Genomic DNA, 15,824 nt, shown 5'->3' with positions numbered 1-15,824 from the left:
TCAGCCGCGCCCGCTTGCGCCAGATGCTATCAGGTACGCGCACCCGGCCGGTCGAGCACCGCGCGTATCCGCTCGTTCAATTCCGCCCGGCGATAGGGTTTGCGGATCAATTCATACGATCGCGCGCCCTCATCGATCGCTTCGTCGGCGTAGCCCGTGGTCAGCAGGACGCTCAGCCGCGGATAGTCGCGCCGAACCGTCTGCGCCAGAGCAACGCCGTTCATGCCGCCGGGCATCAATATGTCGGTGAACAACAGCGAAAAGTCGCCGTCCTTCGCCAGATGATCCAATGCCTCGCGCGCGCTGCGGGTCAGGACGACATCATAGCCGAGCTGCTCCAGCATCGCCTTGCCCAGATCGCCGACATCCTCCTGATCCTCGACCATCAGGACGCGTTCGGCACCGCCGCTACGCGCCGGTCCGACCGGCAAAGCCCGTCGTTCGGTCACCCCGGCGGCGCGAGGGAAGTAAAGCGATACCGCGCTCCCCTGACCTCCCCCGATCGGCTCGGCCGTCGCCAGGCCACCCGATTGGCGCATGAAGCCATAGACCATGGCAAGTCCCAGCCCCGCTCCCTTCCCCATCTCCTTCGTAGTGAAGAAGGGGTCGAAGATCTTGTCGACGATCGCCGGATCGATTCCCGGACCATCGTCGGCGATGCGCACCTGCACATATTCGCCGGGATCGAGATTGACGGGGCCATCGGTTTCGTCGTCGGTGCGGATGACGTTGCGGGTGGATATATCGATCCGCCCCTGTCCGCCGCCACGCTGGATCGCCTCGCGCGCGTTGGTCAGGATGTTGAGCAACGCCATTTCGGCCTGGACCGGGTCGATCCGGCAGTTCCAGAGATTCTCTTCCAGTCGGTGGTTTACCGTGACGCCGTCACCCGCCGTCCGCTTCAGGATCGGGCGGAAATCCTCGATCAACTGGTTGAAGTTGAGCAGCCGGTCGCGCAACTCCTGCTTACGGGCGAAGGCGAGCAATTGCTGGGTCAGCGTCGCGCCACGCGCGGCAGCCGCGGCGATCGCCTCGACCGCGCGACGCCCACTCCGGTCGCCCTGGTCGACCCGCGCCTCCAATATGTCCGAATAGCCGATGATGACTTGCAACAGATTGTTGAAATCATGCGCGATGCCGCCGGTCAGCTTGCCGACCGCCTCCATCTTCTGTGCTTCGTGCAGCGCATCTTCCGCCTCACGGCGGCGCGAAATGTCGAGCTGGCTGCTGAAGAAATACACGAGCTGCCCCGCATCGTCATAGACGGGCGACACAAACAACGCGTTCCAGAAGGTCGACCCGTTCTTGCGATAGTTGAGCAGTTCGACCGCGATCTCATCCCGCCGCTCGATCGCGGCACGGACTTGTGCCACCACGTCGCGGTCGGTCTCTGGTCCTTGCAGAAACCGGCAGTTGGTGCCGAGGATTTCATCCTCGGAATAGCCGGTCATGAAGCTGAAGGCTTCGTTGCAGAAGACGATCGGATTGTCAGGCTGACGCGGATCGGTGACGATCATCGGCATCCGCGTGGTCTTCACCGCCGCGAAGAAGATGTCCGACTGTCCCGAATGCGGCTGGCGCGAATCGGAGATTGGCGGGGACGACACGTAAGAGCGCGTCGACTTGTCGGCATCGGGCGTCTCTGGCGTGGCGGTCATGACCACCGAACCAAGCGGAGCGCACGCGGTTCCGCCAACATGTCGATCACGTTACCAAATTCCGCGCATTGCAGGGGACGCGTCGAGGCGCATCCCCCGAAAAAGACTCAGCGCCCCTCGCGGGTGATCCGGGCGATTTCCTTGGCGACCATCGCCTCGACCATCTCGGGCAGGTTCGCATCCAGCCAATCGCGCAGCATCGGACGCAGCATGTCGCGGACCAGCCCTTCCAGGGTGCCGTCGCTGCTCGGTTCAGGCTTGACCATCATGCGGCTGAGCGCCTCCAGGGAACCACGGCTGGCCTGAGCCGCACGAGGCGAAACGATCGCCTCTTCGCTTTCGTCGACGGACGGCGCCTCGCCCCGCGGCGCCGGCGGAGCCGCCGGGGCGGGCACCGGAGCCGGTGCCTGCGCGACCGGTTCGGGCGCAGGAGCCATCGCCGCCTCGACCGCCGGACGCAGCGCCGATTCGGCGGCGCGGGCGGCCGCGGCCTCGACCTTCATGCGCAGCGGCATCGGGTCGCTAAGCTCCAGAACCTCGGGCGAATCATCTTCATCGACCGGCGAAGGCACGGGGCGCGGCTGGCGACGCTGACGCGCGGGCACCTCTCCCTCTTCGGCAATGATCCTTTTGATCGAGGACAGGATTTCCTCCATCGACGGCTCGGCGCTGACTTCACCCATGACCGCAATCCCCATTGAAGCCCCCCAAGGCCCCCTGCCCGGCATCATTGCCGGTTCGGTGACGACGCACCTGTGGTTAATGCAGGGCTTCTGTCAACAGGGGCGTTGACGTCGGCGTCGAGCGGACGCGTGATCGCCGCCGTCTGGGCCGGGGTCGCGGCGGTGCTGCTGGCGACCGGCGCGGGTTCGCCATCGCCACCCCAATCGTTGATCTTGTTGCGAACGCGGTTGTAGTTGGCGACCGGATCATAGAGCGAACCGCCGTCCAGCCCCAGGTCGCGCGCCTCGGCATTGCCCATGGCGGCGATCAGCGCGAAGCCCGCGACATAGGCGTCGCGCCGCGCCGTCACCAGCGTCACCTGGCTGTTCAGCAATTCCTGCTCGGCATTCAGAATATCGAGCACGGTACGCGTGCCGACGCTGTTTTCGGCCCGCACGCCCTCCAGCGACAGCGAGTTGGCGCGCACCGCCGATTCGGCCGATTGGATCACCTCCTGAGAGGATTGCCAGACGGCATAGGCGGAGCGGACCTGCGCCACCACCTGCCGCTCGGTTGCGGTGGCATTCTCCAGCGCCTGTCCGCGCAAGGCCTCGGCCTGACGGACCTGCGCCGCCGGGCGACCGCCCTGGAACAGCGGCATGGTCAACTGGGCGCCGACCGTCGCATTGACGCCGGAGGCGGGGACACCGGCGACGTTCAACGACCCCAGATAGTTGAAGTAGTTGCCGCTCGACACCGCCGACACGCGCGGCAGCCGGTTGGCGCGGGCGACGTTGATGTCATAGCGGGTGGCGTCCGCCGCGCGGCGGGCGGCGATCAACTGCGGATTCTGATCCAGCGCGACGCCGACCGCCGCGTTGGGCGAGGCGGGCAAGCTGGGCAGAGCGGGCGGCTGCTCCAGTCCCACCGGGGCCACGCCGACGATGTTGACGTAATTCTCGCGGCTGGAGATCAGATTGGCCTGCGCCGATTGAAGCTGCGCCCGCGCCTGTGCCAGCCGCGCCTCCGACTGCGCCACATCGGTACGGGTCAGGTCACCCACCTGGAACCGATCGCGCGAGGCGCGGAGGTTCGTCTCCAGCACATTGACGTTGCGGGTGTTGAGATTGACGATCGCCTCGTCACGGATGACGTTCATATAGGCGGCGACGACATTGGTGAAGAGGTTCGCCTCCACACCGCGAAGCTGAGCGCGCCCCGCATCGACCCGCGTCTCGGCGGCGCGCACGGCATTCTTGACCGCCCCGCCCTGATAGAGCGGCACCGACAATTGCAGCGCGCCCGTCGCCGTCCGTTCGGGGTTCAGGAAGTTGTTGTTGGCGACGACGATATTGTCGGTGAACTGTCCGGTCGACTGGAGCGACGGCAGCCCGCTGGCCCGCGCGATCGGCACATTCTCATCGGTCGCGCGCTGGGCGGCGCGCTGACCGGTGATCGTTGGGTTGGTCTGGTACGCCCGCACCATCGCCTCGCGCAACGTCTCCGCAGAAGCCGAACCGGCAAGCAACAGGGCCGAGCCGATCAGAATACCGGAGGTGAGGCAGGAAGTCGGGTGCAGGCGCATGGTCCCTCAGAATTGGAAGGCGCGAGGACGGGCAAAGCCCGGCAAGACGGTGCATTCGGCATCGGCAAAGGCACGGACGCCGTGGCCGCCCTCGGTCCGGCGACCACTCGCCAGCCGGGTGACACCATGTTCGACCAGACCGGTGACGATACGGCCACCGACCTTGACCTGCTCGACCAGGGCAGCGGGCAGGTCCTCGACCGCGCCGTCGATGATGAGCACGTCATAGGGCGCGCCGGCGGCATGACCGGCGTTGAGCGGCCCCTCGACCAGCGTCACCTTGCCCGCACCCCCTAGAACGGCACGGGCGGTGGCAGCGAGTTCGGCCTGCTCCTCGACCGCGCCGACCTCGGCCACGATGTCCGCCAGCAGCGTCGCGGTATAGCCGGTAGCCGCCCCGATCAGCAGAACGCGGTCGCCTGCCTCCAGATAAGCCTCGGTCAGCAGACGACCCGTCGCCATTGGCAGGTTGATCGCGCGGCCATTGCCGAGGTCCAGCGTGCCGTCGCGATATGCCACGGGGCGCAGCGCCTCGGGCGTGAAGAGTTCACGCGGCACCCGCGCCATCGCGGCGACGACCCGCTGGTCGCTGACCGCGGTGGTGCGCAGCTGGCTCACCACCATGGAATGGCGCATCGCGTCGAAATTCGAGGAGTCATTGCTGGTCGTCATGATCATGGCCCATCCCTGTCGCACAGCCGTTTTAGTTGTGCAATACACTAAATTGGTTCCCGCCGCTTCTATCGCGCAGCTCCGCCCCCGCCAAGCGGACTGGTAACCCCAGCACAGGCTTTTGGCGAGATTGAGGCGCGCAAGGCGGCGGGGAGCATCGAGGCGGTCCTTTGCCAAGCCATGATCGAGAGCGGTGAGTGCCGGTGTGACACGATCCCGGTCCGCCTCGCTCTCCGCCCCCCCCTCCCGCAAATTGAATTCCTCACACCGATCTGACGACAGAGGGCCTCAGTGCAGGATCACCATTCCTTAGATTGAGGATTTTTCCCGAATGCTCTGGATCAGGGCCGCGGCGGCAAATGGCCAAGCCGCGCTTTGAAAGGAACCGATGATGCCAGTAACGATTTGGCTTTTTGCAACGCCCGCAAATGCCGAAACCATGCCAGGCGCCATGACACCATGGGCTTGGTTAGCCGTCAAATTTGCCACGATGACTGATCCGGCGACATTGCCAATCAGCAATAGAGCGCTCACCAAGTATAGTATGACGGGAGCGTGACGCGTGAGGCTGGTTACCATGGCTTCCATCATAATCTCCCGATACCGAGGCAATGGCATTGCCCCAAAGCCTGCAGTCCAACACGCGGAAACAGCACCTGCTGTCTGACAGCTATCGCTTGATATCTGATTGAACGGCAAATTGAAATTCGTCCGTTCTGATCGGCAAAGCCCCCCTGTTTGGCAGGTCGACGCCAGCAGGGCAAAACGGGAACAATGCGTACTTTTTTAAAACGACTGCGCACTGCCTGTTGACGCGGCACAAAAAACCGCACACATGCCCGCCTCCCACGCATCGAGGCGCGATGGCGGAGTGGTGACGCAGAGGACTGCAAATCCTTGCACCCGGGTTCGATTCCCGGTCGCGCCTCCAGATTTTCTTGGCATATCAATCACCTGATAGTCCGTACGCCGCTCATCGGCGCAACGGCCCCGGTGATTCGCCGATGTGTCGCCATGGGCTCGCCGCACGTCACAAAGCGGTGGACCGCGTCGCCGCTCCTCGCTTAAGTCCCCGTTCCAATCGACAAGGAAGGGTTCGCGGATGCGCATAGGGGCGATGACGGCGGCATGGCTGCTGGCGGGAGCGCTGGCGAGCACAGCGCTATCCCCGGTGATGGCGCGGGAACCGGCCCCCAAGGCGTCCGCCAAGACGGCGGTCGAATATGACATCGCCTTTCCCCGCCCGGAACATCATGAGGCGCAGATCAGCGTCACCTATCGCGGGTTGGGCCGCACCCCCATCCGCTTCCAGATGGCGCGCTCCTCGCCGGGTCGCTACGCGCTGCACGAGTTCGCCAAGAACGTCTATTCGGTGTCCGCCATCGACGGGGCCGGACGTCCGCTGACCATCTCGCGCACCGATCCCTATGGCTGGACGGTGCCCGCCCATGACGGCACCGTCACCGTCCGCTACACGCTGTTCGGCGATCGGGGCGACGGCACCTATGCGCAGATCGACCCGACCCATGCACGTCTGAACATCCCCGCCACCTTCATGTGGGCCGCCGGGCAGGACGACCGGCCGATCCGCGTCCGTTTCCACCCCGCCGCCGGATGGAAGATCGCGACCCAGCTAGCGCCCACTGACGATCCCGCCGTCTTCACCGCGCGCGACCTGCAATATTTCATGGACAGCCCCGTCGAGATGTCCGCCTGGGACATAAGGAGCTGGACGGTGGGTGATGGCGCCCAGCGCTACACTATCCGCCTGACGGCCCATCATGACGGCAGCCCCGCCGATCTCGACCGGTTCGCCGCCATGGCGCAAAAGGTCGTGGCGCAGCAGATCGCGGTCTTCGGCGAGGCACCGCCCTATGACTATGGCACCTATACCTTCCTCGCCGACTATATGCCGCAGATCAGCGGCGACGGGATGGAGCATCGCAACTCGACGGTGATCAGCATGCCGCAGTCGCTGGCGGCCGCGAAGTTCGCGCAGATCCAGACGCTGAGCCACGAATTCTTCCATGCCTGGAATGTCGAGCGCATCCGTCCTGCCGAGTTGGAACCGTTCGACTTTACCCGCGCCAATGCGACGCCCTCGCTTTGGCTGGCCGAGGGCTTCACTCAATATTACGGGCCCCTGGCGGTCGTCCGCGCCGAGCAGATGCCGCTGGCCGACTATATCGCGCAACTGTCGGCGACGCTGAACGCGCTGCTGATCACCCCGGCGCGTCGTTACGGCGGACCGCAGGAAATGAGCCTGCGCGCGCCCTTCGTCGATGCCGCCCAGTCGATCGATCCGACCAATCCCAACATCTTCAAATCCTATTATCCCTATGGCGCGGTCCTTGCCCTGGCGCTCGATCTGCAACTGCGGCAGGCCTTTCCGAAGCTGACGCTCGACGATTATATGCGCCAGCTCTGGCGCAACCATGGCAAGACCGAGCGCAGCTATCGCCCCGATGATCTGCGCATCGCCCTGGCGCAGCTTACCGGGGATCAGGGCTTTGCCGACCGCTTCTTCACCCAATATGTAATCGGCAGCGCTCTACCCGATTTCGCGCCGCTGCTGGCGCAGGCCGGGCTGACATTGCGCCCCGTTCACCCCGATGCCGCCTGGGCGGGCGGAACCCCGGCCAAGGGGGATGACGGCATGACGATCGTCGCCCCGACCGCGCCGGGCACGCCGCTCTATGACGCCGGGCTGGACAAGGGCGATGTGATCGTCAGCATCGACGGTCGCCCGGTGGCGGACGCCGCCGCCTGGACCGCCTTGCTGGCCGCGCACAAGCCGGGCGACCGCCTGTCCATCGTCTATCGCCAGCGGGGCGGCGAGCGGCGGGCGACGATGATCCTCGTCGCCGATCCGAACCAGGAAATCCTGCTTGACGAGAGCCTGGGCCAAAGCCCGACGCCCCGACAGATGCGGTTTCGCCAAGCCTGGCTAGGGCCACGCCCCTTGGTCGGAAGCATCGGTCCGGTGACGGCCGCGCCCTGACCAGGGTGCCCACACCGGCGTGGTTTCGGGAACGACAGCGGCCCGGCCCGGGTTTACCCAAGTGAATTTTTCGGGGGCTATCGTCCGTCTGGGCCCTTGCGGAGGGATAGACGCCATGCGAATGCGCGTCAGGGAGCCAGGTTCGTGCAAGAAATTGATATTCCGGCCCATCTGGCCAGCTATTTGGACCAGTCGCCGATCGCCTTGGCTCTGGCCGATGCGCTCGACGACAATCCGCTGATCTTCATCAATCACGGTTTCCGGGAATTGACCGGCTATACCAGCGAGGATGTGATCGGCCAAAATTGCCGCATGCTTCAACGCGACGCCGACAATGTCGAAGCGCGGGAACGGATCCGCGAATTCCTGGCCAATGATCGGCAACTGAACGTCCGCACCATGCTGGTCAATTTCCGCAAGGACGGCTCGCCCTTCATCAACCTGCTATACATGTCCAAGCTGCGACAACTGGGCGGCAAGATGCCCTATATCTTCGCCTCGCAATTCGATGTCAGCCGATCGCATCCCGATCGTCTGGCCGCCTATGACGCCGAACTGGGCAAGACGCTGGGTCGCCTGAGCCCGATCCTCGCCGAAAGCGGTATCGTGCTGGAGGGATCGCTGACCGCGATCGCCAACACCGCCGCCACCATCGCCCAGGCCAAGCTGACCCTGTCGGACCTCGATCGAGCAGCCTTTCCGTGATGAGCGACACGCCCCGCAGCGGGGACACATTGTCGGCCGAACGGGGCGGCGCGACCGTGCCGGTGGTGGGCATCGGCGCTTCCGCCGGCGGACTGGAGGCGCTGCGCGAGATGCTGACGCCCGCCCATGCCCCGACCGGCATGGCGTTCGTGGTGGTCCAGCATCTGGATCCCAATCACGAAAGCATGTTGGCGCAACTGCTCGACCGGCACACCAATTTGGCGGTGCGCCAGTGCGAGGGATCGGAACGGATCGAGGCCGACCATGTCTATATCATCCCGCCCGGACGGGGACTGGCCATTCGCGGCGGCGTGCTGGAACTGACCGATTTCGTCCAGCCGCAGGGGCTGCGCCGTCCGATCGACGATTTCTTCCTGTCGCTGGCGAGCGATCAACAGGCCAATGCCGCCTGCGTCATCCTGTCCGGGACAGGGGCCGACGGGACGACGGGCCTGCGCGCGATCAAGGAGAATGGCGGCGTCGGCGTCGTCCAGAAACCCGAAAGCGCCCGTTATGACGGCATGCCGCTATCGGCGGTGGGCACCGGCCTGGTCGATTTCGTCAAGCCGGCGGGCGAGATCGTCGAGTGTCTGCAGGCCTTCTTCGCGCGGCGCTCCGGCGATCCCAAGGAGCATGAGGCGGAGGTCGTCGCCGACCATGTCGACGATCTGTGCCGGGTATTGCGCAACGCCATCGGCCATGATTTTTCGGGCTATAAGCGCACGACGCTGGTCCGCCGGGTGGAACGGCGGATGCATGTCCTGGGCATCGGAACGGGCTCGGCCTATCTGGCGCGCGTCAAGAGCGATGCGGACGAGTGCGAGGCGCTGTTCCGCGATCTGCTGATCAACGTCACGCGGTTCTTCCGCGATACGGAATTGTTCGAGACACTCCGGACCAAGGCGATCCTGCCGCTGCTCCGTGCACGCGATCCGGACGAGGACATTCGCGTCTGGATCCCCGGCTGCTCCAGTGGCGAGGAAGCCTATAGCATCGCCATGATGTTCGCCGAGGCCGCGCGCGAGGCGGGGCAGCCATTGGCGGTCCAGATATTCGCGACCGACATTGACGAACAGATGCTCCAGATTGCGCGCGAGGGCAGCTACCCGGCCGCGGCGCTGGCGGACATTCCGGCGCCCCTGCGCGAGCGCTACACCCTGCCCCATGCCGAGCGGTTCAGCATCGCCGGGTCGATCCGCGACATGATCCGCTTTTCGAACCACAGCTTGGTCAAGGACCCGCCCTTTTCGCGGATCGACTTGGTATCGTGCCGCAACCTGCTGATCTATTTCGACGATCGCCTGCAGCAATCGGTGCTGCCGCTGCTCCATTACGCGCTGCGTCCGGGCGGCTACCTGTTCCTGGGGCCATCGGAGAGCGTAGGGCGGTTCGATCATCTCTTCCCGGCGATCGACAGCCATGCCCGGCTGTTCGAACGATCCGCCGCCTCCCCCTCCTACCCCATCGACCTGCCCGGCGGCATGAGCCGAAGCCCACGGCGGCGCGGCGAACGGGGTGAGCGCGAGGGAGGCAGCGTCACCAGCGACGAAGGCGTCGCGCTTCGCCGCATCGTGGATCGTTATGCACCGCCGAGCATGGTGGTCGATCAGGATGGCGGCATCCTGGCCGCGTTTGGCAAGCTCAGCCGCTATTTCACCTTCCCCGTCACCCGGGCGGGCGGATCGAGCGCGACCACGCTGGCGCGGCCGGGTCTGCGCGAGGTGATGGGCCCGATGCTGCGCCAGGCCCGCGACGCCCGCAAGCGCATCGCCGCGCGCGACGTGTCGGTCACGACCGAATATGGCATCCAGAAGATCGAGGTGATCTGCGATCCGCTGACCGATGGATCCCTGCTCTTCCTGTTCCGCGATACCGAGCCGTTCAGCCCGGTCGAGGTCAGCGACCTGGCCGATCTGGAGCCCGGCAACGATCATATCGAGGCGCTGGAAGACGAACTGCGCCTGACCCGCCACCGGCTGCGCTCGACCGTCGAGGAGTTGGAAACGGCGAATGAGGAGCTGAAAAGCTCCAACGAAGAAATGATGTCGATGAACGAGGAGCTTCAATCGACCAATGAGGAACTGTCGACCGTCAATGACGAGTTGAAGACCAAGGTCGATCAGCTGACCGTCGCGAATTCCGACCTGCGCAATTTCTTCGAATCGACCGATCTGGCGGTGGTGGTGCTCGACCGGCATTTGCGGGTCCGCAGCTATACCGAGGCCGCCCGCTCGATCTTTCCGCTCCAACCGGGGGATCGGGGCCGGCTGCTGGCCGATGTGTCGACGCGGCTGTCGGATACCGGCTATCTCGACGGGGCGGCGGCGGTGGCGGCGGGCGGCGCTCCGTCGCAGCGGCGGGTGACGACGCGCGGCGGCGAGCGGACCCTGTCGTTGCGCATCCTGCCCTATCGCACGCAGGGAGACGGCGTCGATGGCGCTACGCTGGTGCTGACGGACATTACCGACGCGCTCAGCATGGAGCGCGAGCTGGCGGCGGAGCGCGAACGGCTCGATCTGGCCGTGAAGGCGGGCGGTATCGGCGTCTGGGAATATCGGGACGGGACCGGCGAGATCTTCCTCGACGGCACCGGGCGCAGCCTGTTCGGCTTTGGCGAAAACGAGTCCGCCGAGCGCGTCGATCATGTACTCGAACGCATCGTGGCGGAGGATCGCCCGGCGGTCCAGCTTGCGCTGGCCGAGGCGATGGCGAACCGCGGCGATTTCGAAATGACCTTCCGGCTGGATGCGGCGGGCAAGGATCGGTGGATCAAGGGCTTTGGCCGGGTCGTTACCGCCAGCGCGCCGCACCGCATGGTCGGCGTCTCGATCGATGTGACCGCCGAATATGTATTCGCCGAGACGCGCGAACTGATGCTGCGCGAGATGAACCATCGGGTGAAGAACCTCTTCGCCATCATCTCGGGCATCGTTTCCGCCGCCGCGCGCTCGCACGGCGATGTGACCGAGATGGCCGAGGATGTGCGCGAGCGGATCGCGACTCTGGGCCGCGCCCATTCGCTGGCGTCTCCGGCCGGGGAGCAGCAGGCCATCGACCTGGGTTCGCTGGTGGAGGCGACGATCGCCCCCTACCAAGGTCAGTCGAAGATCATGATCGACGGCCCCCGCCTGCTGATTGACCGACGCTGCCTCTCGCCATTGGCGCTGATCCTGCACGAATGGGCGACCAACTCGGTCAAATACGGGGCCCTGGCGCATCGCGAGGGCGAACTGGCGATCGGCTGGACGCTGGCGGACGGCAAGTTGACGCTGACCTGGACCGAGACGGGCGGCAAAGGCGCGTTCGATATCGGCTCCAAGGGCTTCGGCACGCTGCTCGTCCAGACATCCTCGCGGCAACTGGGCGCGCAGTTGGAGCGTAATAGCTCCGATGGTCGTTTCCTGCTGACCCTCATCCTGCCGGAGACGATACTCGCACATGACTAAGACGGTTTTGCTGGTCGAAGACGAATTCTTCGTCGCGCTGGATCTTCAGTCGATCATCGAGGATGGCGGCTATGAGGTCGATGGACCTTATGTCAGCGTCGAGGACGTGCTGGCGCATCTGGACGGGGATCGTCCGGAACTGGCCTGCGCCATTCTCGACGTGCGGCTGCGCGATGGAGAAGTATTTCCTGCGGCCGAGCGATTGAGCCAGGCGGGCGTGCCGTTGATCTTCCATTCGGGTCATGCTGACGAACAGACGCTGCAATCACGCTATCCGGGTGCGGCGGTGTGCGGAAAGCCCTGTTCCCCCTCCCTGCTCCGCCGCACCCTGTCGATGGCGGTGTCCGGCCCAAGCGAAAGTGATCGCGAAGCCGGTTGATCGCGAAGCCTTAGTCGAACGCGCCCCGCCCCATTCGGCCCGTCGCCCGAAGCAATGCCGCCTGTGCGGTCAGCACATCGACCTGCGCCCGCGCCACCGCCAGTTGGGCCGAGCGATAGCTCTGGTCCGCGACCAGAATGTCGATGGTCGAGCGTAGCCCGAAACCATATTCCGCCCGCACGCCCTTCAAGGCGAGGTCGGCGGCCTTCAACCCCTCGGCACTGGCCTTGAGCCGTCCCTCGGCAGCGGTCAGCGAGGCCCAGGCGGTATCGGCGGCCCGCACCACCGCGCGTGATGCGGCATCGGCATCGAACCGCTCGGCCCGGCGCGCCGCTTCCGCCTGCCGCACGCGCGAAGCGACGAGGCCACCGGTCAGCAGGGGTATGCGCAGCCCCAGGCCCGCATTGGCGGCGCTGTCGAACCCGGTCGCCTGTCCGCCCGACCATTGCACGCCCCGGCCATAGCCGCCCGACAGATCGAGCGCGGGTGCCCGCTCCGCCCGTGCCTGATCGATGCGCGCGGCGGCGGCATCGACCCGCCGCTGCTGGGCCAGCAACAGCGGATTGCCGGTTTCCGCCGCCTCGCGCGCGTCCGTCAGCGTGCGCGGCAGGGCGGAGGGTGGCGCGATGGTGGCGTCCAACGTCCCGGCATCGCGGCCGACGATCGCGCGATACGCCGCCTCCGCCGCGGCCACCGCCCCCTCGGCATCCACCAGATTGGATACGACGCTCGCCCGCTGCGCCTCAAGCTGTGCGACGTCGGTCTTGGTCGCCTGCCCCAGCCCATAGCGCGACCGGGCTTCGGCCACCTGGCTGTCGAGACGTTCGATCCCGACCCGCGCCACCTCGACCGCCTGCTGCGTATAGAGCAGGTCGGCATAGGCCCCGACGACGCGCTCCAGCACATCGGCCTCGACATCGCGCAGCGCCTCGCCACCCGCCGCGACATCGCCATTGGCGGCGCGCACCGCCGAGGAGACGCGGCCCCCCGTCCAAATGGGCAGGGTCGCCGTGACACTGCCCAGCGCCGAGGTCGCACCGGTCCGCACCCCCGCCGAGTCATAACCCAACCGGTCATAGCCCCCGCTGCCCGTCGCTCCCGCGGTCAGTCGACCGGCGGCACGCGCCTGATTGGGGGTTTCGGCCAGCGCATCCTGCCGTGCCCGGGCGGCGGCGAGTTCGGGATTGCCCTCCCACGCCGCCGCGATCGCCTCCTTCAACGTCTCGCCCGAGGCGGGAGCAGCCGCGATCAACGCCGCCCCCATCACCAGCCACGCCGCCCGCTTAGTCATGACGGAGCGCCCAGGCCGGAGCCGCACGGCTGGCGCGCAGCGACTGGCCCAGCACGGTCAGCACCGCGATGCTCAGCGCCAGCGCCGTCGCCGCGAGGAAGAAGAGCGGCGACAGGCTGATCCGATCCTCGAACCCCGCCAGCCAGGTCCGCATCGCGACGAAGGCCAGCGGCCAGGCGACGAGATTGGCGAGGACGACCGGCCGCAGGAACTGCCCGACCAGCAACTTGACGATGTCGGTGGCGGAGGCCCCCAGCGTCTTGCGGATGCCGATCTCCTTCACCCGCCGCTGCGTATTGAACGAGGCGAGGCCCCATAGCCCAACGCAACCAATCAGGACGGCAAGCCCGGCACCGATGCCGAACAAGCGGGTCGCCCGATCGTCGGCTTCGTAGAACTCCTCCAGCTTGGCGTCGGCGCTCTTGGCGTTGAAGGGCACGTTGGGCACCATCTGCTGCCACAGGTTGCGCACCGCCGCCGTCATGGTACGCGGGTCGCCCTGGAAACGGACCGAAGCCACCGCGCCGCCGATCACATTTTCTGGCTTGGCATCGTACACATAGTAGGTCGCATCATTGGGCAGCCGCGGCGAGAAGAAGCGCATGTCCTCGATCACCCCGATGATCGTGCGCGGCCGGTCCCCGCCCACCGTCTTGCCGATGGCATCCTGCGGCGTGGCGAAACGCAGTGTGGACAGAGCGCGCCGGTTCAGGATGATCATCCTTGGCTGCCCCTTTTCGACCGACTGGGAGTCATCGCCGCGATGTGCATCGTCGAAGAAGCGCCCCGCCAACAATCGCGTACCATAGACCTTGAAGAAGTCAGGCCCGACCTCGATCCGGCGAAGCGATGGGCCATCCCCCGGCACGCCGGGCAGCGGGACATTGTCGGCATTGTTACTGCCGCCGCCGCCCACTGCGCTATCGGCGATGGCGACCGCCGACACATTGGGAAGCCGTCGGATGGCCTCCACTACGGCGCGGCGCCGTGGTGCATCGATGAGGGTGTCGCTGATCGACGAACTGGTCAGCAACCCGTCGCGGCGAAAGCCCAGATCGGTCGCTCGAAGGTGCCGCGTCTGCGCGACCAGGATCAGCGTCCCGATCATGAACGCGATGGCAAGACCGAACTGAAACACGACCAATGCCTCACGGATGCGGGTGCCGGCACGCCCGCCACCCGGAGCGCGCGAGGATGCCAGCACGCTTGCCGCCGGAAACCGCGACAGGAGGATCGCCGGATAGGCACCCGCCAGCATCCCGACGACCACAGTCAGCAAGGCGAGCGCGGGAACCACCACGGCATAGGGAATGGACAGGCTCAGTCCGCCCGCCGCATTGACCAGCGGCAGGCCGATCTCCGCCAGGATCAAGCCACCCAGCGCCGCGATCGCGACGGTCAGGATAGCCTCGCCCAGAAATTGTGAGATCAAGGCCGATCGGCTGGCCCCCAGCACCTTGCGCATCGCCACTTCGCGCGCCCGCAAGCCCGACCGGGCGGTCGCCAGATTGACGTAGTTCACAATGGCGATGATCAGCGTCAGGATCCCGACCAGGCCCAGCGTCACCATGGTCAGCTTGCGACTGGCGCTTGCCTTGCCCTGCGGCTCCAGATGCATCTTGGTGATCGGCATCACGGTGATGTTGAGGGACTTGGAGGCGTCCTTGCCCATGTCCGTCAGGGCACGGCGATCGACGAAGGAAGGCATCTTGTTGGTAAAGGCGCGCGCCGCCTGGGGCGTGTCGAACTTCAGGAAGGTCTGAAGCGACGAACTGCCCCAATGATACCACCATTGCTTGCTATTTTCCGGCAGCGTCTTGGTTAGTGGCAGCACCATCGAAAAGTTCAATTCGCTGTTTTCCGGCAGGTCCTTGAAGACCCCCGCGACGCGGTAATTCCGGATGTCGTCGATCGCCAATTTGATCGGCCGCCCGACTGGGTTGGCTGAACCGAAATATTTGCGGGCGACCGTTTCGTTGATCAGGACGTTCGTCGGCGTTCGCAGCGCATCGCCACTGCCGCTGACCATGGGCAGGTCGAAAAGCTGAAAGAAGCTGGGATCGACCTGAACGAGCTCCTCACTGGTCGCGACCCGCCCCTGAATAACGCTGGCACCCGACCCGCGGATACGCGTGCCGACCGTATCCGGAAAATCCTCGCGCAACTGCTCCAGCAGCCCGCCCATCGTCCAATTGCTCGCCCCGTTGAAAGGGCTTTCCGGGATGGTCCAGACCGACTGGGCGACATAGATTTTGTCATGATCCGGCAGCCACTTCTCATAGCTGGTCTCGAACCGGACATAGAGGCCCAACACCAGGAAGACGGCGATGCCGACCGCCAGCCCGCCGATGTTGAGCGCGGCGTAAAGCTTGTGACGCACAAGCGAGCGATAGAGCGACAGAAGCGCGAAGCGGTTCATGGTTG

At 65.6% G+C, this 15,824-nt stretch carries 11 protein-coding genes and 1 tRNA gene; 5 read left to right on the top strand and 7 right to left on the bottom strand.

From position 1 onward, the window contains the following. Positions 1-29: 29 nt before the first annotated feature. The 5 genes from ACWPWT_RS14445 to ACWPWT_RS14425 all read right to left on the bottom strand — a co-directional run bounded on the left by ACWPWT_RS14445 (position 30) and on the right by ACWPWT_RS14425 (position 5,169). Complete coding sequence (locus ACWPWT_RS14445) at positions 30-1,658, bottom strand: histidine kinase famiy protein (RefSeq protein WP_454280265.1); 1,629 nt, start codon at positions 1,656-1,658, stop codon at positions 30-32. Positions 1,659-1,765: 107 nt separating this feature from the next. Further along, positions 1,766-2,341: a DUF2497 domain-containing protein gene (locus tag ACWPWT_RS14440; protein ID WP_454280264.1), complete on the bottom strand. Its 576-nt coding sequence runs from the start codon at positions 2,339-2,341 to the stop codon at positions 1,766-1,768. 44 nt (positions 2,342-2,385) lie between these two features. After that, positions 2,386-3,906 carry a TolC family outer membrane protein gene (locus ACWPWT_RS14435; protein WP_261270463.1) on the bottom strand — a complete coding sequence of 507 codons (1,521 nt, stop codon included), beginning with the start codon at positions 3,904-3,906 and terminating at the stop codon, positions 2,386-2,388. A 6-nt stretch (positions 3,907-3,912) separates the two neighbouring features. Then, complete coding sequence (locus ACWPWT_RS14430) at positions 3,913-4,584, bottom strand: protein-L-isoaspartate O-methyltransferase family protein (protein WP_454280263.1); 672 nt, start codon at positions 4,582-4,584, stop codon at positions 3,913-3,915. 303 nt (positions 4,585-4,887) lie between these two features. After that, entirely contained in the window at positions 4,888-5,169 is a 282-nt protein-coding gene (locus ACWPWT_RS14425; RefSeq protein WP_454280262.1) for a hypothetical protein, read from the bottom strand. A 266-nt stretch (positions 5,170-5,435) separates the two neighbouring features. Between ACWPWT_RS14425 and ACWPWT_RS14420 the strand changes: the two genes are divergently transcribed. From ACWPWT_RS14420 to ACWPWT_RS14400, 5 genes are all read left to right on the top strand, one after another. Then, positions 5,436-5,509 (top strand) — tRNA-Cys (locus ACWPWT_RS14420). A 186-nt stretch (positions 5,510-5,695) separates the two neighbouring features. Continuing rightward, positions 5,696-7,579, top strand: coding sequence for a M61 family metallopeptidase (locus ACWPWT_RS14415; RefSeq protein ID WP_454280261.1), 1,884 nt, complete (start codon positions 5,696-5,698; stop codon positions 7,577-7,579). A 144-nt stretch (positions 7,580-7,723) separates the two neighbouring features. Next, entirely contained in the window at positions 7,724-8,284 is a 561-nt protein-coding gene (locus tag ACWPWT_RS14410; protein WP_454280260.1) for a PAS domain-containing protein, read from the top strand. Further along, entirely contained in the window at positions 8,284-11,730 is a 3,447-nt protein-coding gene (locus tag ACWPWT_RS14405) for a chemotaxis protein CheB (RefSeq protein ID WP_454280259.1), read from the top strand. Before ACWPWT_RS14410 ends, ACWPWT_RS14405 begins: the two co-directional genes overlap by 1 nt. Continuing rightward, entirely contained in the window at positions 11,723-12,109 is a 387-nt protein-coding gene (locus tag ACWPWT_RS14400; protein WP_454280258.1) for a response regulator, read from the top strand. The genes ACWPWT_RS14405 and ACWPWT_RS14400 overlap by 8 nt, the downstream gene beginning before the upstream one ends. Before the next feature lie 10 nt (positions 12,110-12,119). Here ACWPWT_RS14400 and ACWPWT_RS14395 read toward each other — a convergent pair whose 3' ends face one another. Both ACWPWT_RS14395 and ACWPWT_RS14390 read right to left on the bottom strand, forming a co-directional pair. Next, positions 12,120-13,400: a TolC family outer membrane protein gene (locus ACWPWT_RS14395; protein ID WP_454280257.1), complete on the bottom strand. Its 1,281-nt coding sequence runs from the start codon at positions 13,398-13,400 to the stop codon at positions 12,120-12,122. Next, positions 13,393-15,819: an ABC transporter permease gene (locus ACWPWT_RS14390; protein ID WP_454280256.1), complete on the bottom strand. Its 2,427-nt coding sequence runs from the start codon at positions 15,817-15,819 to the stop codon at positions 13,393-13,395. The genes ACWPWT_RS14395 and ACWPWT_RS14390 overlap by 8 nt, the downstream gene beginning before the upstream one ends. Positions 15,820-15,824 lie beyond the last annotated feature (5 nt).

The sequence above is a fragment of the Sphingomonas sp. Marseille-Q8236 genome (assembly GCF_965112005.1).
This window is presented reverse-complemented; position numbering and strand designations above follow the sequence as displayed.

Bases quoted from the DNA above. Each gene is read 5' to 3' on its own strand.
- ACWPWT_RS14445 (WP_454280265.1), bottom strand. From the start codon at position 1,658: ATGACCGCCACGCCAGAGACGCCCGATGCCGACAAGTCGACGCGCTCT.
- ACWPWT_RS14440 (WP_454280264.1), bottom strand. From the start codon at position 2,341: ATGGGTGAAGTCAGCGCCGAGCCGTCGATGGAGGAAATCCTGTCCTCG.
- ACWPWT_RS14435 (WP_261270463.1), bottom strand. From the start codon at position 3,906: ATGCGCCTGCACCCGACTTCCTGCCTCACCTCCGGTATTCTGATCGGC.
- ACWPWT_RS14430 (WP_454280263.1), bottom strand. From the start codon at position 4,584: ATGATCATGACGACCAGCAATGACTCCTCGAATTTCGACGCGATGCGC.
- ACWPWT_RS14425 (WP_454280262.1), bottom strand. From the start codon at position 5,169: ATGATGGAAGCCATGGTAACCAGCCTCACGCGTCACGCTCCCGTCATA.
- ACWPWT_RS14415 (WP_454280261.1), top strand. From the start codon at position 5,696: ATGACGGCGGCATGGCTGCTGGCGGGAGCGCTGGCGAGCACAGCGCTA.
- ACWPWT_RS14405 (WP_454280259.1), top strand. From the start codon at position 8,284: ATGAGCGACACGCCCCGCAGCGGGGACACATTGTCGGCCGAACGGGGC.
- ACWPWT_RS14400 (WP_454280258.1), top strand. From the start codon at position 11,723: ATGACTAAGACGGTTTTGCTGGTCGAAGACGAATTCTTCGTCGCGCTG.
- ACWPWT_RS14395 (WP_454280257.1), bottom strand. From the start codon at position 13,400: ATGACTAAGCGGGCGGCGTGGCTGGTGATGGGGGCGGCGTTGATCGCG.
- ACWPWT_RS14390 (WP_454280256.1), bottom strand. From the start codon at position 15,819: ATGAACCGCTTCGCGCTTCTGTCGCTCTATCGCTCGCTTGTGCGTCAC.